Source organism: Phytohabitans houttuyneae (assembly GCF_011764425.1).
GTDB lineage: Bacteria > Actinomycetota > Actinomycetes > Mycobacteriales > Micromonosporaceae > Phytohabitans > Phytohabitans houttuyneae.
Window position 1 is genome coordinate 3,035,179 of record NZ_BLPF01000001.1, and the last position, 19,910, is coordinate 3,055,088.

Below are 19,910 nucleotides of genomic sequence, written 5' to 3' on the forward strand. Positions count from 1 at the left end.
TGTACCTCCGGATCACGGGAGGGTGTTGAGGTGGGGCTTGACCGTGCGGGCGAAGTTGTTGCCGTTGGAGACGTCCCAGTTGATCGACCACGTCATCGCGCCCCGGATGCCCGGGTACGTGCGCGGCGGCCGGAAGCTGCCGCAGCTGGTGGCGCGGGCAAGGCAGTCGAGCGCCTGGTTGACCACGCTCGGCGCGACGATGCCGCCGCCGGCGGCGCCTGGTCCGGCCGGCAGGCCGAGCGCGACCTGGTCGGGACGCAGGCCGTTCTCCAGCTGGATGCAGGCGAGGGCGGTGAGGAAGTTGACCGTGCCCTGCGAGTACGCGAAGGACTGGTCGCAGCCGAGCATCGAGCCGGAGTTGTAGAACTGCGTGTGTACGACCGTGAGGATGTCGCGGATGTCCAGCGCGAGCCGGAAGTACGAGGCGCCGGTCGACTGCATGTCGATCGTCTGTGGCGCCATCGTGATGATGAGGTTCGCGCCCGCGCGGGACCGGAGCGACCGCAGCGCCTGACCCATGTAGGTGGGGTTGAGCCCGTTCTCCAGGTCGATGTCGACGCCGTCGAAGCCGTACTCCTGCATGATCGCGAAGACCGAGTTGGCGAAGTTGGTGGCGGCGCCGGAGTCACCGACGGCCACCCTGCCGGCCTCGCCGCCGACAGAGATGATGACCTTCTTGCCGCGTGCCTTGAGCGCCTGCACGTCGGCCTTGAAGTCGGCGTTCGTGTAACCGCCCAGCGCGCTCGCCAGCCCCGGATCCACGCCGAAGGTGACCGTGCCGGGCGTGCTGGCCGCCTCGGCGAAGGCGACCGCGACCAGGTCGTACTCGTTGGGAACGTCGCGCAGTCGCAGCTCGACGGCCGGGTTGACGAAGTTGTGCCAGTAGCCGGTGAGGAAGTGCTTGGGCAGCGGACCGATGGGCGGCTGGCTGGTCGGCGGCGCCGTGGTCGGCGGCGCGGTCGTGGGCGGCGCGGTCGTCGGCGGGCGCGTGGTGGGTGGCGCGGTGGTCGGTGGGGTACCGCCGCCGCACGGCTGCCCGTTCAGCGTGCAGTTCAGCGGCGAGCCCGAACCGTTGCCCAGAAAGCCGAACGACGTCGACTGGCCCGGCGCCAGCGTGCCGTTCCACGAACGGTTGGTGAACGTGTAGCGCTGGCCCGACGACGTCATCAACGCGTCCCAATAGGTCCCCACCGTCGTGCCGGACGGCAGGTCGAAGACCACCGTCCACGAGGTGATCGTCGACGAACCAGCATTCGTGATCGTGTACTTCCCCTCCCAACCGGAACCCCAGTCGGAGGTCTTGGTGAACACCGCCGTGGGCGTCGCCGCGGACGCCGCCGGCGCCAGCCAGACCGCCGCGACGCCGGCGGTCAGGGCCATCGCGAGCGTGATGAGCAGGGCTTTGGAACGGGACAAGGCAACCTCCCATGGATGGTTGCCTAATTATTAGGACTGTTAACAGTAACTGTAAAGACCCTTGAGAGGTTGACAGCCTTCGGTTTCCTCGCACCAGGCGGTCTATGCGTGGCGAGCGCGCGGGGTACCGTGCCACAGATGAGTGCTGAGGCTTCGGATCGGGTGGGTGAGAGCGGCGACGAGCGTTCGCCCCACCCGGTCCGGCGCGCGCCCGAGACCGCGCGCCGGCCGACCATGGTCGATGTCGCGCGGCACGCGGGCGTGAGCATCAAGACGGTCTCCCGCGTCATCAACAACGAGCCCAACGTGCAGCAGCAGCTCATCGACCGGGTGCTGGCGAGCGTGGCGGAGCTGGGATTCCGGCGCAACCACCTGGCGCGCACGCTGCGGTCGGGGCAGTCGACGGCCACGATCGGGCTGATCATCGAGGATCTCGCCAACCCGTTCTACTCCACGATCGCGGCGATCACGGCCGAGGCGGCCGCGCAGCACGAGACGCTGTTGATCACGGCGAGCTCGGAGGAGGACCCGCAGCGCGAGCAGCAGTTGCTCCGCGACCTCTGCTCGCGCCGCGTCGACGGGCTGCTGATCGTGCCGGCCGGATACGACCACTCGTTCCTGCGCCCCGAGGTGGAGATGGGCACTCCCGTGGTCTTCCTCGACCGGCCGGCCGGGGGCCTGCTCGCCGACACCGTGCTGCTCGACAACCGCGGCGGCGCGCATGCCGGCGTGCGGCGCCTGCTGGAGCACGGCCACCGGCGGATCGGCATCCTGCTCGACTCCGTCGCGGTCTACACGATGCGCGAGCGGGTGGGCGGCGCCCAGGAGGCGCTGGCCGAGGCCGGTATCGCGTACGACGATCGGCTTGTCGCCGAGGGCGTGCACGACCCGGAGACGGCCGCCGCGGCGGTGGCCAGGATGCTCGACGGCGCGGAGCCGCCGACCGCGTTCTTCAGCCTCAACAACCGGATCACGGTCGGCGTGCTGGAGGAGCTGTGGCGGCGCAAGAGCCAGGTCGAGGTGGTCGGCTTCGACGACTTCGAGCTGTCCTTCCTCATGCCGCAGCGATTCACCGTGGTCGCCTACGACACGCGGCAGCTCGCGCGCACGGCGGTCGACCTGCTCTTCCAGCGGATCGCCGGCGAGCGCTCATGGCCGCGCACGGTCACCCTGCCGACGACGCTGGTGGAGCGGGGCCTCTCGTAGAAGGCCCCGCTCCATTGCCTCACCTGCGGAAGTGGAACCAGTTCACGTTGACGAAGTCGGCGGGCTGGCCGCTCGCAAACTTCAGGTAGACGGTCCGGGTGCCGGTCACGCCGCCGGCCGCGCCGGGTATGGTCTGCCAGCTCTGCCAGCCGCCGGTGTTCGCCAGGGCGAAGTTGCCCAGCAGCTGCCCGGTCGGGCTGTCCAGGCGCACCTCGACGAGGCCGCTCACGCCACCGCCCGCGCCCGAGGCCACGCGCGCCACGAAGTCGCGCGGTGCCGACGAGCCGAAGTTGACGTTGTCGTAGCGGGCCCAGTCACCGTTGGCGATGTGGCTGATGTTCAGGCCACCCTCGCTGCACGTCTCGGTCTGCAGGCCGCTCTGCGCGTTGAACGACTCGGCCTGGATCGGCGAGTACGCGTCCCGACCGCCGGTGGGCGGCGGCGTGGTGGGGTTGCCGGTCGTCGGCGGTGGCGTGGTGGGGTTGGTGCCGCCGCCCGTCTGGTAGACCGCGACGTAGTCCACCAGCATCGGGACGCCCGAGACGGTCGCCGCGGTCGGCGTCTGCCCACCGGGCACCGCGTTGGGGAAGGCGCCGCCCATCGCCACGTTCAGCAGGATGAAGTAGCCGGCGTGGCTGGTCATGTTCGTCCAGTGCGGCTCGCCGACCTGGGCCTGGCTGACGGTGTGGTAGAGCTGGCCGTCCACGTACCAGCGCAGCTGCTGCGGGTTGGTGTCCCACTCGAAGCGGTACGTGTGGAACGCCGACTGGCAGGAGCTGCCCGGGCACGCGCGGTTGGCGCCGATACCGGTCGTCTCGTTGCACGGGCCGCCCGGGTTGACTCCACAGTGGAGCACGCCCCACACCGAGTTGATCCCGTTGACGTTCTCCATGATGTCGAACTCACCGATGGCCGGCCAGTTCCAGTACTGGCCGCGGTACGGCGCGCCCAGCGCCCAGAACGCGGGCCAGTAGCCGGCCGCGCCCGCGCCGGTGATGTTCGGCATCTGGATGCGGCCCTCGATGCGCAGCTCGCCGCCGGACGGTGGCTTGAAGTTGGAGCGCTGCGTCTCGATCCGCGCCGAGGTCCACTGGCCGGAGCCGCTGCGGATCGGGGTGATCACCAGGTTGCCGTTGCCGTCCTGGCGGAGGTTCGAGGTGCTGTTCGTGTACGTCTGGATCTCGCCGGTGCCCCAGTTCGCGGGGCCGCCGGGGTACTGCGTGCCGGTGTCGATGATCCAGTTGGACGAGGAGGGGAGGGTGTTCGCCGCGCCGGTGAAGTCATCGGCCCAGACGAGGCTCCAGCCGGACGGGGTCGATGGCAGGGAAGCGTTGGCGTTCATGGTCACCGCGAGCATGCCCGCGACCACTGTGGAGACCGCCGCGGCGGCGATCAGCACGCGGCCGCGCCTGGGTCTGGAGGTGCCCGTGTCTCTCATCTCTGGCCTCTCTGTGGGGGTGGTGGGCCGTGAGAGCGCTCTCACAGAGTTTTACGTCCGGGACAACAAATTGTCAACACTCATCGATATCTCCGGAGTACGCCCTGCTCCAGCGCCGTCCACGCGGTCGTGGTGACGAGATACAGCCCGGCCGCGAGCGGCACGAAGGCGGCGACGGCCAGCGTGCCGTACGGCAGCAGCACCATCAGCCGGCGCATCTGCTCCTGCATCCGCTCCACCTCGGGGCTGGGCGCGGCCGCCACCGGCGCTTCCCGCATCCGCCGCGCGGACAGCCGGGCGAGCGCGGTCAGCAGCGCGAGGAGCACGGCGTAGACGAGGACGGCGCTCAGGCTCAGCCCGTCGGTGAGGTGGTGCCCGAGGGGCACGCCGGCGAGCGTGGCGTCGAGCAGGTCGCCGGGCTTGGTGAAGAGGCGGTACATGAGGAAGAAGAACGGCGCCTGTACCAGCGCGGGCAGGCACCCGGCCAGCGGCGAGACCCGGGCGCCCCGGATCTGCGCCCAGCTCAACGGCGAGATCAGCAGCCGGACGGCGACGGTGAAGAGCACGATCGCGGCGGCCGTCGCGGCCGGCCCGAAGGCGGGCTCGACCCCGGTGGCGATCGTGGACACGGCGGAATGGGCAAGGTTGACGACGGAATCGAGCACGGTGAGACCCCTCGGTGACGACCGCGTGGACAGGACGGCATGCCGCCACGCGCCCGACCGCCCTCCGGAGCTGTCCGGGGCGGATCGCGGCTACGCGGCGGAGGGGTGAGCCGAGGGTGCTCGGGGCGCGGACGCCCGGCGGCGTCCGGATCGAGGTAGCGCGGCACGGCGGCCCGCGCCCGCACCGGCGCGGCGGCCCATCCGACCGGCCGCGGGGCGGCGGCACGCAGTGCACCGGTGAGCTGGCCGGCGATGGCGACCGCGAGGAGGCCGACCGCGACGGCGAGCGCGACCTCGGCGGGCTGCCCGGCGAACGCGAGGGCGATCGCCCACGCGCCCAGCAACCCCATCAGCGCCCTCACGCCCGCCAGCGTAGAAAGCCCGCGCCAGTGAGCTGGGTACGCTTGGTCGCTGTGCCCGAAGGCCACACCATCCACCGGCTCGCCGCCCAGCACCGTTCCCTGCTCGCGGGGCGGCGGGTGACCGTGTCCAGCCCGCAGGGGCGCTTCGCGGCCGGCGCCGCATTGATCTCCGGCACGGTGCTACTGGACACGGAGGCCTACGGCAAGCACCTCCTGCACCACTACGAGCACGGCCGCACGCTCCACGTCCACCTGGGCCTCTACGGCGTCTTCAGCGACGGCGACGTGCCGACCCCGCCGCCGGTGGGCCAGGTGCGGATGCGGCTGGAGACCGAGCGGCACTGGATCGACCTGCGCGGCCCGGCCGCCTGCGAGCTGCTCGACGACCCCGACGCCCTCCGCGCCCGCCTGGGCGCCGACCCGCTGCGGGACGACGCCGACCCGGACGCGGCGTTCGCCCGCATCCGGCGCAGCACCACGCCGCTGGCCGCGCTGCTGCTGGACCAGTCCACTGTGGCCGGCCCCGGCCTCGTCTACGTCTCCGAGGTCCTCTTCCGCGCCGGCATCCCGCCGACCCGCGCCGGCCGCCTGCTCACCCCGGCCCAGTGGGGCGACCTCTGGATCGACCTGCGCGAGCTGATGAAGGAAGGCGTCACCCGAGGCCGCATCGACACGGTGCACAGCCACCACATGCCCGAGGCGATGGGCCGCGCGCCGCGGGTCGACCGCCACGGCGGCGAGGTGTACGTCTACCGCCGCGCCGGCCAGCCCTGCCTCATCTGCGGCACCGAGATCCAGCGCGCCGGCCTCGCCGGCCGCAACTCCTACTGGTGCCCCACCTGCCAACCCGATTGAAGGCAGATTTGCCCGCGTCCGCGCCAGCTGCGCACCGCACGCTCCCGCGGGCACCGCTCCGGCCGGCGGCTCGCCAGCGCTCGCCGAATGCCCCGGCCTGCGCTGCCGGCTCCGCGCGACAAGCCCCCGAACCTCGGCGCCCGGCCGGGCTTTGTGAGCGTGACCAGGCGCGGAGGGTGAGGCCGCGGGAGCAACGGTCCGGACCACCGCGGACATCGCGGTAGCTCAAAATCTCTAGACCGGGGTCGTCGGCAGGGTGAGGTAGTCGAGGACGGCGGCCATGTCGCCGGTGCGGGCGTAGACGGCGCGCTGCCGGGACGCGCCCGTGCCCCGGGACCGCAGCCGTCCCATCAGGAGAGTCGCCAGCTCCAGGTCGCCGCTGCGCTCCAGCTCGGGCCGCACGGTCTCGAACAGGCGCTGGAAGAGGTGCCACGCGGGCCGGCTGCGCTGGTCGGCGGGGTCGGCGAGGAGGCCGGCCAGGCCGTCGTGCGCGGCGCGCCAGTGCGCGGCGGCGAGCAGGGGTTGGTCGACCTGCGGTGCCGGGCGGCCGGCCTCGATGTCCTTCAGCACCGTGCCGACAAGGCCGCGGGCCAGCGCGGCCACCAGGATCGTGTCGTCGACGCTCGGGCAGACGTCGCCAAGGCGGAGCTCGACCGTGGGGTAGCGGGCCGACAGCCTCGAGTACCAGTAGAGCATCGCCTCGTCGAGCATCGCGCCGGACGAGATGAGCCTCGACACCAGGTCCTCGTAGTGGTCGTGCGACTCAAGGAACGGCGTGGGTCCGACCGACGGCCAACGCTCCCACATCACCGACCGCCAGCTCGCGTAGCCGCTGTCGCGCCCCTCCGCGAAGGGCGAGTTTGTCGTGGCCGCGTGCAGCAGGGGGAGCCACGGGCGCAGGTGGTTGAGCACCTGGACGCCGGTGTGCGGGTCGGGGATTCCGATGTGGACGTGGAGTCCGTTGAGGCCGGGGCCGGGCGAGAGCGCGCCGAAGCGTTCGACCATGCGGTGGAAGCGCGGCTCGTCGACGACCGGTGGCTCCGGTCCGGTGACCGGGCAGCAGCCGATGGCGGCCACGCGCGCTCCGGCCCGTTCGGCGGCGGAGGCGATGCCCGCGCGCAGGAGGCCCAGCGAATGTCGCATGGCCCGCAGGTCGAGCCCTGGCGGACTGTTGATCTCGATCTGGCTGGTCAGGTACTCCCGCGCGATCTGCCCCCGCAGGTCGTCGGTCACCTCGGCCAGCACCGCGTCGACGGCCGGTGCCGCCTGGCTCTTCTCGGCGTCCAGTAGGAGGAACTCCTCCTCCACGCCCACCGTCAACTGCACCGCTGCCATGTACCCAGATCCCCCGCCGCCGGAAACACCGCCGTTTTCCGAAAAATACTCCCATAATGGGCACATCCGCCACCCTTCCGGTAGGAGGCTCTGTGACCGCGACCCTGGGCCAGCCGTTGACCCATGCCGAGACGCCCCTCGAGACCGAGCCCGCCGCACCACGACCGCGGGCGCCGCGCCTGCCCAGGATCTTCGCGTCGGTCCTGTGGGCGGTCGCGCTGGTCGCCGCGGTCGCGGCCGTCGTCGGTGTCTTCACCGACGTGGTACGCGACGACCTCGGCGCGCCACTCGTCCCGATTCCACCCAACCTCGGCTACGCCACCTTCGTCGCCGTCCTCGCCATCGCGACCGCCCACCGCAAGCGCCTCGCGTACGCGATCCTCCTCGCGTACTTCACCGTGGCCGCCACCGTCGGCGCGGTGCTGCTCGCCATGCCGACCGGCCGCCTCGACAACGCCGGCATCGGCCCGGGCGACCGCGTCGTCGCCGCTGTCAACGGCGGCGTCGCCCTGCTCGCGGTGATCGTGCTGCTGGTCGCCCGGCGGGACTTCACCGCACAGCTGCGGCCCGGCCGGCCAGGCGTGGCCGGGGTCGTGCTCGCGCTGCTGGCCGCCGTGGGAGTGGTGATCGGGTACGTGCTCGTCACGGTGTCTCCCGGCGACCTGGGCGGGGCCGGGCAGCGCTGGGCGTACGCGGCGGAAAAGGTGCTCGGCGGCGCCGTCGTCGACCCCGGTCGCGGCGCGCGGGCGCCCGGCTGGGTGGATTTCGTGCTCGGCCTGCTCGGCGGGCTGGCGGTCCTCGCGGCCCTCTGGACACACCGCCGCGCCCAGCGCGCCGAGGCCACGCTGCCGGAGGAGGACGAGGAGCGGGTCCGCGGGCTCCTGCGCCGGTACGGCGACCGCGACTCCCTCGGCTACCTCGCCACCCGCCGGGACCACCTCGCCGCCTTCTCACTCACGGGCAAGTCGGCCGTCTCCTACCGGGTCGCCAACGGCGTCGGCCTCGCAACCGGCGATCCCATCGGGGATCCCGAGGCGTGGAGACCGGCCGTGGCGACGTGGCTGGAGGAGGCCGACCGGTACGGGTGGACGCCGGCCGTCACCGGCGCCAGCGAGGAGGGCGCGACGGCGTACGCGCGCGCCGGCCTCACCGCCACCTTCGCCGGCGACGAGGCGATCCTCCACAGCGGAGAGTTCACACTGGACGGCCGGCACATGCGCCCGGTGCGGCAGGCTGTCGCGCGGGTGGAGCGGGCCGGGTACACGGCATCGGTTCGCCGGCTCTCCGAGGTACCCGAAGAGGAGCTTGAGGTGGCAGCGGCGCTGATCCGCTCATGGGGCGGTGCCGGCGCCCTCGGGCGGCTGGGTGACCCCGACGACGGCCGGTGCGTGCTGGTCGAGGCGTACGACGCCGACGACGAACCGCAGGCGCTGCTGTCTCTCGTGCCGTGGGGCGCGCACGGGCTGAGCCTCGACGTGGCGGCGAGCGCGCCGGACGCCGACCCCGGCGCGGTCGAGTTTCTCGTGGCGGAGCTGATGCGTGCGGCGCCCAGCCTGCGCGTCGACTCGGTGTCGCTCGGCGTGGGGCGGTACCCGGAGGCGGCCCGATACCAGCCACGGTGGACACCGCGGTACACGTGCGTGGCCAAGCCCGGCGACGTCCCGAAGGTGCATCGGGTGGCGGCGGCGCTCGTGGTGCCGCCGGTCGCCGGTGCGTCGCCGGCGGTGGACGTCGAGGAGGACGCGGCGACGGCGACGGACGACGAGCCCGACCGTTGCGAGCAGGCGCGCATCCGGCTCGGCAAGCGGGAACGGCTGATCGAGGCGGGCGGCGACCCGTACCCGGCGGGTTTCCCGCGCACCGACAACACGGTCGCGGTGACGATCCGGCACGAAGGGCTGCCGCCCGACACGCGTACCGGCGAGACGGCCGCGGTGGCCGGCCGCATCGTCCTGATGCGCGACCACGGCGGCGTCTGCTTCGTCACGCTGCGGGACTGGACGGGAGACCTGCAGGTGATGGTCGACGAGGACGTGGAAGCCTGGCGGTCCACGGTCGACATCGGTGACCACGTCGGCGTACGCGGCGAGGTGGTCACCAGCCGCCGCGGCGAGCTGTCCGTGCGGGCCGAGGCGTGGCAGCTGACCGCCAAGTGCCTGCGGCCGCTGCCGGACAAGCGGCACGGCCTGGCCGGACCGGAGGCGCGGGCGCGGCAGCGGTACCTCGACCTGATCACCAGCGCCGAGGCCCGCGACGTGCTGCGCGCCCGCAGCGCCGCGATCCAGAGCCTGCGCGACACGCTGATCGACCGGGGCTACCTGGAGGTCGAGACGCCGGTGCTCCAGCGCGTGCCGGCCGGGGACGCGGCACGCCCCTTCACCACCCGGGCCGGGGCCTACGACCTGCGCCTGTACCTGCGTGTGGGCCCGGGGCGCTATCTCAAGCGGCTCGTCGTGGGCGGCGTCGAGCGGGTCTTTGAGCTGGGCCGCTCGTTCCGCAACGAGGGCGTGGACGCCAAGCACAACCCGGAGTTCACGCTCCTTTCCGCCTACCAGGCGTACGCCGACCACCGCACGACGCGGATGCTCGCGCAGACGCTGGTGCAGCGGGCGGCACTCGCCGCGTACGGCTCGACAGTCGCCTACCGGCCGGGCCCGAACGGCACGCCCGTCGAGTACGACCTGACCGGCGACTGGCCGGCCGTGCCCTTCTACCAGGCGCTCTCTGACGCGCTCGGCGACTTCGTCTCGGCGGACACCGGCGACTCCGACCTGCGCCTGCTGGCCGAGGCGGCCGGCGTCGAGAGCGGTGAGCGGGTGGAGCGGGGTGCGCTGCTGCGCGCGATGTACGAGCGCCTCGTGGCCGCCCGCACCACGACGCCCACCTTCTACGTGGACTTCCCGGTGGAGCTGTCGCCGCTGGCCCGCGCGCACCCGACCGACGAGCGGCTGGCCGAGCGCTGGGACCTGGTGGCGTACGGCGCGGAGATCGGTACCGGCCGCTCCGAGCTCACCGACCCCGTCGAGCAGCGCCGCCGCCTTGCCGCCGCGGCGGCGGACGACCCGGAGCTCACCGAGCCGGACGAGGACTACCTGCAGGCGCTGGAGTACGCGATGCCACCGACCGCCGGGCTGGCGCTCGGCGCGGACCGCGTGGTGATGCTGCTGACCGGCCGCTCGATCCGGGAGACCCTGCCGTTCCCGCTGGTCCGGGAGGCACGCCGGACGCTCGGCGGGCGCGGTGCATGACTTCTCACGCATCTGGGTATGCCGATGGGCATCCCCCGCGCGGTGGCCAAAACGAAGTGCTCCGCGCCCGCATAAGGAGGTGCGCAACGGTGCGGATCCCATCCTTGACGCGCCGAGGTGAGGCGCAACGAGAAGACGCCGCCCGCGCTGAGGGCCGGGCCGAGGCTCGGGCCGAAGACCGGATCGAGCGTAAGGAAGACGAGCGGACCTTTAGCCGGGACGCGGGCCGTAACGCGGTCCGCGAGCGGCCGGCGGTCGTCGACGAGACACCGACCGAAAAGATCAAGCCGGTGGATCGGGTCGAGACCCGCCGCGAGCCGGAGCCGGTTCCCGAGCCGGTAGGCCCGCGTCCGCGCTCCAGCCTCATGGCCACGCTCGCGCTGATCGTCGGCGTCGTGGCCGCGCTGGCCACGCTCACTGGCGTGCTGGCCGGCTACGGCATCGTGGCCGGCGGGCTGGCCGTCCTGCTCGCGATCGCCGGAGTCTCGGCGACCGGGCGCCGGCACGTGGCCGGCCGCTCCGAGGCGATGCTGGCGCTCGTGCTCGGCCTGGGCGCGGTCGTCTTCGGCATCCTCGTGGTGACCGACTCGCTGTCGTGGATCACCACGGCCAGCGACAAGGTCGGCGAACTGCGCAACTGGCTCGACACCCAGACCGTCGACCGGTTCTGACGCAGAGTTGGCGGCGGCCCTACCGGGCCGCCGGGTTTTGTGGGGCGGCCCGGTAGGGCCGCCCCACAAAGTTTGCGCATGGAATGATTTGCGCATGGAAGGCGCCGAACGCGCAACGAATCGCCGCTAGAAGCAAGATTCATCGGTGGTTCCTGAAGGTCAACCGCCAATAGCGTAGAGCGCATGACGATGGACGCCACTCGCCGGCGATACCTCATGTGCCGGCCGACGTACTTCGCCGTGGAGTACGCCATCAATCCTTGGATGGACCCGAGCGCCCCGGTTGACGCCGACCTCGCGGTGCGGCAGTGGGACGCGCTGCGCGGCGTCTACCTCGACCTCGGCCACACCGTCGAGGAGATAGATCCGCTCCCGGGGCTGCCCGACATGGTCTTCGCGGCCAACGGCGCCACCGTCATCGACGGCCAGGTGCTCGCGGTGGAGTTCCGCGACCCGCAGCGTGCCGACGAGGCGCCCGCGTACGCGCACTGGTTCGAGCGGGCCGGCTTCGAGGTGCACGAGGCCAAGCACGTCAACGAGGGCGAGGGCGACATGCTGCTCGCCGGCGACCTGCTGCTGGCCGGCACCGGGTTCCGCACCACGCCCGCCGCCCACGACCGGGCGCAGGAGATCTTCGGCCGGCCGACCGTCACGTTGCAGCTGGTCGACCCGCGCTTCTACCACCTGGACACGGCGCTGTGCGTGCTCGACAAGGACACCGTGGCGTACCTGCCCGAGGCCTTCTCGCCCGGCAGCCAGGCGGTGCTGCGGCGGCTCTTCCCGGACGCGATCCACGCCTCAGCCGCGGACGCCGCGGTGCTCGGGCTCAACGCGGTCAGCGATGGGCGGCACGTCGTGCTTCCGGCGCAGGCAACCGGCCTGGCAACCGCGCTACGTGATCGCGGATACGACACAATTGGCGTTGATTTGTCAGAGTTGCGCAAAGCCGGCGGCGGCCCGAAGTGCTGCACCTTGGAGGTACGGTCGTGATCGTGGATGATCTTGTCCGCACGCCCAACGCGGTGGCGGAGGCCGAGCGGTGGACCGCGCACAACTACCACCCGCTGCCGGTAGTCATCTCCTCGGCCGACGGCTCCTGGGTCACCGACATCGACGGCAAGCGCTACCTCGACTGCCTCGCCGGCTACTCGGCGCTCAATTTCGGCCACCGCCACCCGGCGCTGATCGCGGCCGCGCACGCCCAGCTCGACCGGCTCACGCTGACCAGCAGGGCGTTCGTGCACGACCAGTTCGCCACGTTCTGCCGCGAGCTGGCCGAGCTGTGCGGCAAGGACCTCGTGCTGCCGATGAACACCGGCGCCGAGGCCGTGGAGACCGCCGTGAAGGTGGCCCGCAAGTGGGGGTACAAGGTGAAGGGCGTCCCCCACGACAAGGCCACCATCATCGTGGCTGAGGGCAACTTCCACGGGCGCACGACGACGATCGTGAGCTTCTCCACCGACCCGGACGCCCGCGACGACTTCGGGCCGTACACGCCGGGCTTCAAGGTCGTGCCCTACGGCGACCTGGAGGCGATCGCGGCCGCGATCGACGAGACCACCGTCGCCGTGCTGCTGGAGCCGATCCAGGGCGAGCAGGGCGTGATCGTGCCGCCCGAGGGCTACCTGCCCGGCGTGCGCGCGCTCTGCACGTCCCAGAACGTGCTGTTCGTGGCCGACGAGATCCAGTCCGGGCTGGGCCGCACGGGCACGACGTTCGCCTGCGACCACGAGGGCGTGGTCCCCGACATGTACGTGCTGGGCAAGGCCCTGGGCGGCGGCATAGTGCCGGTGTCCGCGGTGGCCGCCAACCAGGACGTACTGGGCGTGCTGCGGCCGGGCGAGCACGGCTCCACGTTCGGCGGCAACCCGCTGGCCTGCGCCGTAGCCACGGAGGTGGTGGGCCTGCTGAAGACCGGCGAGTTTCAGCGCCGCTCCACCGAGCTGGGCGAACGCCTGCACGCCGACCTGGGCGCCCTGGTAGGCCACGGCCTGCTGGCGGTGCGCGGACGCGGCCTGTGGGCCGGCGTCGACATCGACCCGGCCCTGATGACCGGCCGGGCCGCGTGCGAGCGCCTGGCCGAGCGCGGCGTGCTGGCCAAGGACACCCACGGCTCCACGATCCGCCTGGCCCCGCCCCTGGTGGTCCAGCCCGCCGAGCTCGACTGGGCCGTGGAGCAGCTAGCCGCCATCCTCTGACACCCGCGCCCAGCTCGGGCCCGGTGCCCACGGGCCCCAGCACCCCCGCAGCCCCGGGGTGGACGGTCGTGGGGGCTTGTGTGCGCCGCCGCCGCCCGGGTCGGCTAAAGCCGCTGGCCGAGGCGGGTGTGGCCTTGGCCGCGCGCCGCCTCTCAAGCTGGGCGCACCAATGCGCCCACCCGCAGCTACCCGCGCGCCTCCAACTGATCGACGCCGCGCAGGCACGCCGTCGCGCCGCCCAGCGAGCCCTGGAAGGCCCCGGACGCCTGGATCGCAGCGCCGGGGCTTGGCCGCCCAGGCCGGTGCGCAAGCCCGGGGTGAGCCAGAGGTTTCGGGTGGGGTGGGCGAGCAAGTCAGGGCGCCTCGACTTCGGAGTTGGGATTGCTTGCCGCGCGACAGCTTCCGGTGTCGCTGTCGGTGACTGTCGACCAGGTGCAGCGGTGTGAGCTTCGAATCTTGGTGAGTTAGCGCGATATTTCGACGCCAACTTGCCAAGATCTGCCGGAACGGGCTCCTGGGGTGAGCTGGACCAGCGGCGGAGGGTGACGCTGCGGGAGCAGCGGTCCGGACCACGACGGGCGTCGCGGTAGCTCGCTTCGGTTTGAAAGGGTGTCAGCGCTCCAGGATGCGCATGGACAGCGTCGGCGCCTCGGCCATGACCGAGACGGCGGTCAGCGGGGCGGCCGAGATGAGCGTGCGGGCCTTGCCCACGTGGACGCCGGGGTAGAGCTCGATCAGGTCGCCGGGTGACAGGACGCGGCTCTGGCGCTTGAGGGTCATGCGCTCGGCCTCGTCCATCGAGCCGCCCGGGCGGACGCCGGTGCCGTTGGTGCTCACGTCCTGGGCCACCACGTCGCCGCCGCGCATCTCGAAGCGCACGTGGCTGCGGCTGATCCACCGCCGGGCCTCCTCGCTCAGCCACTGGCCGAGCATGATGCCCTTTTCCGGCGCGCGGCCCACCACGACCGGGGTGTCCTCGGCCACGACGAAGCGGCGGCGGATCACGCCGCCCACGCGGACCGCCAGCGCCTCGGAGGGTGGCCTCGCGCCCACGTCGGTCAGCGGCGTGCCGTGCCGTGGGCAGGTGGGTGAGCCGGTGTGCAGCGTGGGCGGGGGCTGGCCGCCGGCGCGCCGCTCGGGGGCCAGGTCGGCGAAGGCGCCGCCGCCACCGCCGAAGTTGGCGCAGTTGCCCTCGGGGCAGCGCCACAGCCGGGCGAGCACCTTGGCGCCGACCGGGTCGGGGGCGCCGATCGCGGGCACCGCGCCGCCGCCGACCTGGGCGACCAGCGTGGCGCCGGTCTTGCCCGGCACCGGGGCCATCAGGCGCCCGGCCTGGCCGGCCAGCCAGCCGTAGCGCTCGCGCACGCCCTCGAACCGCATGCGGCTCAGCACCGGCAGGCCGAGCAGGTCGGCGACCTCCAGCACCCGGTCGCCGACCGTCGGCAGCACCTCGACGAGCCCGTCGTCGGCCCAGCGGCGCACGACCATGCGCTCGTTGGACGTCAGGTCGGCGTCGGAGAGCAGGCCTCGGTGGACCACCGCGTAGACGGCGGCGTTGTCCTCGGCTAGCTGGGTGGCGAGCGCGTCGACCACCAGCCCCAGCCGCAGCAAGCTGGCCGGCCGGCCGCCGTCGAGGTCGGCGTAACGCACCACCTCGGCGAGGTCGACCACGGCGCGGGCCAGCGCGGGATCGGTGGTGAGGCGCTGCTCGATGGCGTCGAGCACCTTGCTGACTTCGAACCTCACGCCGACATCCTGCCCGATCGCCGCCAGCCGCCGCGATCCGCCGCCTGCGACAGGTGCAGGTCAGGCCTGGTTTGCGACGATTTCGTCGATCCGGCGGGCCAGCTCGTAGTCGCGCTCGGTGACCTTGCCAGCCGAGTGCGTGCTGCACCGAAATGTCAGCGTCCGCCACCGGATGTCGATATCCGGGTGGTGGTTCATCTCCTCGGCGACCACCGCGACGCGGTCGACGACGGCGATCGCGTCCATGAAACCGGGCAGTTCGGCGGTGCGGGTGATTTCGGTCTCGTCGCCGCTCCAGGCCGGCAGCTCGGCCAGGCTCATGAGAGCTCCCTTCGATGATGGTGGTGTGCCACCGCTTCGTGGTGGTCACTGTCCGCGGTGGGCTCCGGGTCCGCGTGCACGATCGCGGACCCCAGCTTTGGTACCGAGTGCAGCAGGTTGTGCTCCGCCTCCACCGCGACGGCGTGCGCCTGCACGACGGTGAGCGCGGGGTCGACGACGATCTCGCACTCGGCGCGCATCCGGTGGCCGATCCAGCGCACCCGCACCGCGCCCACCCCGCGCACGCCCTCGGTGTGCCCCAGCGCGTGCTCGACCGCGTCGACGAGCTCGGGGTCGACCGCGTCCATCAGCCGCCGGTACACCTGGCGGGCGGCACCGGCGAGCACCACGAGGATGGCCGCCGTGATCGCGAGGCCCACCACGGGATCGGCCCAGCGCCAGCCGAGCGCGAGGCCACCCGCGCTGGCCAGCACGCCGAGGGAGGTGAAGCCGTCGGTGCGGGCGTGCAGCCCGTCGGCCACGAGCGCGGCGGAGCCGATGCGGCGGCCGACCCGGATGCGGTACTGGGCGACGATCTCGTTGCCGGCGAAGCCGAGCACGCCGGCAACCGCCACCGCGGCCAGGTGGTCGACGTCGGCCGGGTTGAGCAGGCGGCGGACCGCCTCGACGCCGGCGACGACCGCGGAGGCGGCGATGAAGACGACGATCACGATGCCGGCGAGGTCTTCGGCGCGGCCGAACCCGTACGTGTACCGCCGGGTGGGTGCCCGCCGCCCCAGCGCGAACGCGATCGCCAGCGGCACCGCGGTCAGCGCGTCGGCCACGTTGTGCAGGGTGTCGCCGAGGAGCGCGACCGAGCCGGACACGACGACCACGGCGGCCTGCAGCACGGCCGTGACGCCGAGCACCGCGAGCGAGATCCACACCGCGCGGGTGCCCTCGCGGCTGCTCTCCAGCTCCGAGTCGACGTGGTCGGCGGTGTCGTGCGAGTGCGGCCGGACGGCATGAACCACCCGCCGCCACCAACCGTCGTGGTGGTGGTGCGGGTGGTCGTGCCCGTCCGGCATGGCCCCCATCCTGCCGCACGGAGAGCCGCCGCGCCGCCGCTCAGCGCGGCGGGTTGCCGGCCTCGTGCAGGTGCCGCAGCGCCTGGCCGTACGAGTCGATCAAGCCGGTCTCCTCATAGGCGATGCCGTGCTCCGCGCAGAAGTCCCGCACGATCGGCTGGGCCTTGCGGAGGTTGGGCCGCGGCATGCTCGGGAAGAGGTGGTGCTCGATCTGGTAGTTGAGGCCGCCCAGCGCGAAGTCGACGACCTTGCCGCCCCGCACGTTGCGCGAGGTGAGCACCTGCTTGCGCAGGTAGTCGAGGTCGTCCTCGGCGGTGAGCACCGGCATGCCCTTGTGGTTGGGGGCGAACGAGCATCCCATGTAGACACCCCACAGTCCCTGATGGACCGCGATGAACAGCAGCGCCAGGCCGGGCGAGAGGACCGTGAAGAGGACACCGAGGTACACGGCCAGGTGCACCACCAGCAGCACCGCCTCCAGCCGCCGGTGCCGCATCGGCGTGTCCTTCAGCGCGCGGAAGCTCCCGTAGTGGAGGTTGAGCCCTTCGAGCGTGAGCAGCGGAAAGAACAGGTGTGCCTGCCAGCGGGCGAACCAGCGGCCGAAACCGCGGCGCTCCAACGCCTGCGCCTGTGTCCACACCAGAGCGCCGGCGCCCACATCCGGGTCTTCGTCCTCGTGGTTGGGGTTGGCGTGGTGGCGGGTGTGCTTGTCCATCCACCAGCCGTAGCTGAGGCCGGTGGCCAGGTTGCCCGCGATGAGGCCGGTGACCTCGCTCGGCTTGCGCGTGCGGAACATCTGGCGGTGACCCGCGTCGTGGCCGAGGAACGCCACCTGTGTGGTGGCCACGGCGAGGAACACCGCCACCAGCAGCTGCCACCATGAGTCGCCCACCGCGAAGAAGGCCACCCATCCCCCGATGAACAGCGCCGCGGTAAACGCGATCTTCGCCGCGTACCACCCGGGCCGGCGCGCCATCAGGCCAGCTGCGTTGACACGCTTCGACAGCTGAGCGTAGTCGCTGCCTCTTTTTCGGGCAGGCTCCGCCAGGACACCGACCGTCATGCCTCTCCTCACGTCGTAGGGCTTTCGCCCCGACGGGTCGGCGAGGCGCCACGCAGACAAGTCTCCGCATTGTGCCGTCGATCAGGAACCCTGGGAACCCCCGTAAGTGGGGTAGGGGTAACGCTACCCCTAAGGGTCAGTGCCGAGTTTGTTCCTGAACCCAGGCGTGATAGTCGGGATTGCCGCTGCCGACAGTGGTTACGAGGATTTCAGGCACGTCGTACGGGTGGGCCACGCGCACATGGTCGACGAGCGCGTCGAGGCGGTCCGGCGCCGTCTTGAACTGGACCGACCACTCCTGCGCGGTTTCCACGCGGCCGTCCCACCAGTACGTGCTATCCACCGGCCCGCCGACGCGCGCGGAAGCCGCGAGGCGCCCGGCGACGGCGGAAGCGGCGAGGACGTCGGCGACCGAGCGCGCGTCCACGACCGTCGTTACCAGACAGATCTGCTCCACGGGCGGACACCATACGCGAGCAGCGTTACAGGCGATACGTTTCGATCCACTTGTCGATCTGCGCCCACCAGTCGTACAGCCACGCGATCCGCTCTTCGCGCTCCTTCGGCACTTCCTCTGGCGGCACCGACCAGAAGCGCATGACCAGGCGTTTGTCCATCGGCAGCTCGCGCCACACATCGGCAACCGTCAACATGCGGTCAAGCCCTGTGTGCGCCACGAAAATCACCCCCGCGTCGGGTGCCGCATCGAGCGCGGCGAGCATCCCGCCGGGCTGTGGCGCGAGGACGTTTCGCATGCGCTCCGCGCGCGCCGCCATGTCGGCGTGCCCGCGGGCGCGCAGCCGTTCGATCGCCCGGGTGCGGCGCCGTGGGGTGAAGTTGCCACCCTCGGGAAAGATGACCAGAACGTCGTTGTCGTCCAGCCCGGTGGCCAGGTGACCGATCTGTGCCTCGATGGAGTCTCCCGGCGTACGGCCGGGTGCGATGAAGCGGTTGGGCAGCCGGTTGAGCATCACGTCGATCGCGGGATCCCACTGCAGCGTGTCTTTGAGGACGATGCGCGGCTCCCGGTCGTACCAGTTGACGAGCGCCTGGATGAGGATGAACGAGTCACCGGGCCCGGCGTGCCGGCACAGCACCACCTCGGGCCGGCCGGGTGCGGCGGTGTCCGGGTCGGTGCCGACCACGTCGATGCTCACGCGCAGCGCCCACCGCCCCTGCCAGAAGAGCGCGCGCAGGAATCGGCCGGTCAGCACGTAGTGCGCCCGCTGGAACGCGGGCGAGCGCACCTTCCACCCGAAGCCGGAGGCCAGCCACAGCGCGAAGAGCGTGACCAGCGCGACGGCGTCCCAGACGAGGTAGACCACGCCGATCCACAAGAGACGGAGCAGGCGCAGGCGGCCGGGCATGAGCGGTGAAGCGGCGGCAGCGACCAGCAGCCACAGTGGGACAGTCGTCACCGCGACGACGGCGAGCACCACCACGAGCGGACCGAGGACGATCCGGCGCACCCACCGGGGCGGCAGCCGCATCAGCTGCCATCCACATAGGACTGCAGGTAGCGGCGGGACGCCGTGTACGCCCGGCTGATCCGGCGGCCCACCGCGGCCCGGTCGCGGTACGCCCACGGGGTGTCGTCGCGGGGCTCGCCGCCCCCGGTGGGCAGCACGTGCACGTCGACGTCGTCCGGCAGCGCGGCCATCTCGCGGGCGAAGCGGTGCCGCCGGGCGATCTCGAACGCCACCTGCGCCACCTCCCACGGCCGGCGCGGCGGGCTGAGCGGTCGCTCAATGCGCCCCACCTGGAGCACGAAGACCTGTTTGGCACCGGCCGCAACAGCCTCGCCGACCGGGATCGAGTTGACGATGCCGCCGTCGACGTAGTGCTCGCCGTTGATTTCGGCGGGCGGCAGCAGTCCCGGCACGGCGGCGGAGGCGAGCACCGCCTCGACCACCGGCCCGCTCACGAACCAGTGCTCGGCCGCCCGCTCGATGCTCGCCGCGCAGCAGCGGAAGGGCACCTTGAGCTCGTCGAAACGGGTCGCCTCGCCGAGCTCACGCTCCAGCAGACGGCGCAGGGGGCGAGGCGAGTGCAGGTGTGTGCGGGCGGCGAAGCGGCGGAGCTGGCGGGCGACCGAGTCGCCGTACACCTCGCTCGCCTCTGGTGAGGCCCACAGCCGGACGAGGCGGTCGGTGACCGACTCGGTCGGCTCGGCGGCCACAAGGGCACCGTTTACCGCACCGATGGAGGTGCCGAGCACGAGATCGGGACGGATTCCGGCCCGGAAGAGGGCGCGGAGCATGCCGACCTCGACGGCACCGAGCACGCCGCCACCGCCGAGCACAAACGCCACAGGGCCGCTGACCATGTCGTTCATCGTGGCACGGGAAGTCGCGGATG

Annotated in this window: 17 protein-coding genes; 6 read left to right on the forward strand and 11 right to left on the reverse strand. The window is 72.0% G+C overall.

The features are described 5' to 3' along the window. Nucleotides 1-12: 12 nt before the first annotated feature. Entirely contained in the window at nucleotides 13-1,416 is a 1,404-nt protein-coding gene (locus Phou_RS13345) for a chitinase (protein WP_173056347.1), read from the reverse strand. A 138-nt stretch (nucleotides 1,417-1,554) separates the two neighbouring features. Here Phou_RS13345 and Phou_RS13350 point away from each other — a divergent pair, with 138 nt between their 5' ends. Continuing rightward, nucleotides 1,555-2,622: a LacI family DNA-binding transcriptional regulator gene (locus tag Phou_RS13350; RefSeq protein ID WP_371872117.1), complete on the forward strand. Its 1,068-nt coding sequence runs from the start codon at nucleotides 1,555-1,557 to the stop codon at nucleotides 2,620-2,622. 19 nt (nucleotides 2,623-2,641) lie between these two features. On the opposite strand, the gene Phou_RS13355 is transcribed toward Phou_RS13350, so the two are convergent. Continuing rightward, nucleotides 2,642-4,060 (reverse strand): carbohydrate-binding protein, encoded by a 1,419-nt coding sequence (locus Phou_RS13355; protein WP_173056348.1) that lies wholly within the window; start codon nucleotides 4,058-4,060, stop codon nucleotides 2,642-2,644. Between the two features lie 80 nt (nucleotides 4,061-4,140). Continuing rightward, nucleotides 4,141-4,725: a YidC/Oxa1 family membrane protein insertase gene (locus tag Phou_RS13360; RefSeq protein WP_173056349.1), complete on the reverse strand. Its 585-nt coding sequence runs from the start codon at nucleotides 4,723-4,725 to the stop codon at nucleotides 4,141-4,143. Between the two features lie 116 nt (nucleotides 4,726-4,841). On the opposite strand from Phou_RS13360, the gene Phou_RS13365 reads away from it, so the two are divergent. Further along, complete coding sequence (locus Phou_RS13365) at nucleotides 4,842-5,942, forward strand: Fpg/Nei family DNA glycosylase (RefSeq protein ID WP_443094373.1); 1,101 nt, start codon at nucleotides 4,842-4,844, stop codon at nucleotides 5,940-5,942. Nucleotides 5,943-6,176: 234 nt separating this feature from the next. On the opposite strand, the gene Phou_RS13370 is transcribed toward Phou_RS13365, so the two are convergent. After that, complete coding sequence (locus Phou_RS13370) at nucleotides 6,177-7,277, reverse strand: carboxylate-amine ligase (RefSeq protein WP_173056351.1); 1,101 nt, start codon at nucleotides 7,275-7,277, stop codon at nucleotides 6,177-6,179. Nucleotides 7,278-7,369: 92 nt separating this feature from the next. Between Phou_RS13370 and Phou_RS13375 the strand changes: the two genes are divergently transcribed. The 4 genes from Phou_RS13375 (at nucleotide 7,370) to rocD (ending at nucleotide 13,394) form a co-directional block, all read left to right on the forward strand. Beyond that, the gene (locus Phou_RS13375) at nucleotides 7,370-10,525 is read left to right on the forward strand and encodes a lysine--tRNA ligase (protein WP_246273527.1); all 3,156 of its coding nucleotides are present in this window, start codon (nucleotides 7,370-7,372) and stop codon (nucleotides 10,523-10,525) included. A gap of 89 nt (nucleotides 10,526-10,614) precedes the next feature. Next, nucleotides 10,615-11,196, forward strand: coding sequence for a hypothetical protein (locus Phou_RS13380; RefSeq protein ID WP_218579013.1), 582 nt, complete (start codon nucleotides 10,615-10,617; stop codon nucleotides 11,194-11,196). 189 nt (nucleotides 11,197-11,385) lie between these two features. Further along, complete coding sequence (gene ddaH, locus Phou_RS13385; protein WP_173058326.1) at nucleotides 11,386-12,186, forward strand: dimethylargininase; 801 nt, start codon at nucleotides 11,386-11,388, stop codon at nucleotides 12,184-12,186. Beyond that, nucleotides 12,186-13,394 (forward strand): ornithine--oxo-acid transaminase, encoded by a 1,209-nt coding sequence (gene rocD / locus Phou_RS13390; protein ID WP_173058328.1) that lies wholly within the window; start codon nucleotides 12,186-12,188, stop codon nucleotides 13,392-13,394. Before ddaH ends, rocD begins: the two co-directional genes overlap by 1 nt. Nucleotides 13,395-14,006: 612 nt before the next feature. On the opposite strand, the gene Phou_RS13395 is transcribed toward rocD, so the two are convergent. The 7 genes from Phou_RS13395 to Phou_RS13425 form a co-directional block, all read right to left on the reverse strand. Then, a complete protein-coding gene (locus Phou_RS13395) occupies nucleotides 14,007-15,140 on the reverse strand; it encodes an FHA domain-containing protein (RefSeq protein WP_173056354.1) in 1,134 nt (377 codons plus the stop codon). A 60-nt stretch (nucleotides 15,141-15,200) separates the two neighbouring features. After that, on the reverse strand, nucleotides 15,201-15,461 hold the full coding sequence (locus tag Phou_RS13400; protein WP_173056355.1) for a 4a-hydroxytetrahydrobiopterin dehydratase: 261 nt from the start codon (nucleotides 15,459-15,461) through the stop codon (nucleotides 15,201-15,203). Further along, nucleotides 15,458-16,489 carry a cation diffusion facilitator family transporter gene (locus tag Phou_RS13405; protein WP_173056356.1) on the reverse strand — a complete coding sequence of 344 codons (1,032 nt, stop codon included), beginning with the start codon at nucleotides 16,487-16,489 and terminating at the stop codon, nucleotides 15,458-15,460. The genes Phou_RS13400 and Phou_RS13405 overlap by 4 nt, the downstream gene beginning before the upstream one ends. A 40-nt stretch (nucleotides 16,490-16,529) precedes the next feature. After that, entirely contained in the window at nucleotides 16,530-17,552 is a 1,023-nt protein-coding gene (locus tag Phou_RS13410) for a fatty acid desaturase family protein (protein ID WP_173056357.1), read from the reverse strand. A gap of 136 nt (nucleotides 17,553-17,688) precedes the next feature. Next, nucleotides 17,689-18,009 (reverse strand): divalent-cation tolerance protein CutA, encoded by a 321-nt coding sequence (cutA, locus tag Phou_RS13415; RefSeq protein ID WP_173056358.1) that lies wholly within the window; start codon nucleotides 18,007-18,009, stop codon nucleotides 17,689-17,691. Nucleotides 18,010-18,034: 25 nt separating this feature from the next. After that, entirely contained in the window at nucleotides 18,035-19,042 is a 1,008-nt protein-coding gene (locus tag Phou_RS13420; RefSeq protein ID WP_173056359.1) for a 1-acyl-sn-glycerol-3-phosphate acyltransferase, read from the reverse strand. Next, nucleotides 19,042-19,878, reverse strand: coding sequence for a patatin-like phospholipase family protein (locus tag Phou_RS13425; RefSeq protein WP_173058330.1), 837 nt, complete (start codon nucleotides 19,876-19,878; stop codon nucleotides 19,042-19,044). The genes Phou_RS13420 and Phou_RS13425 overlap by 1 nt, the downstream gene beginning before the upstream one ends. Between the last annotated feature and the right edge of the window lie 32 nt (nucleotides 19,879-19,910).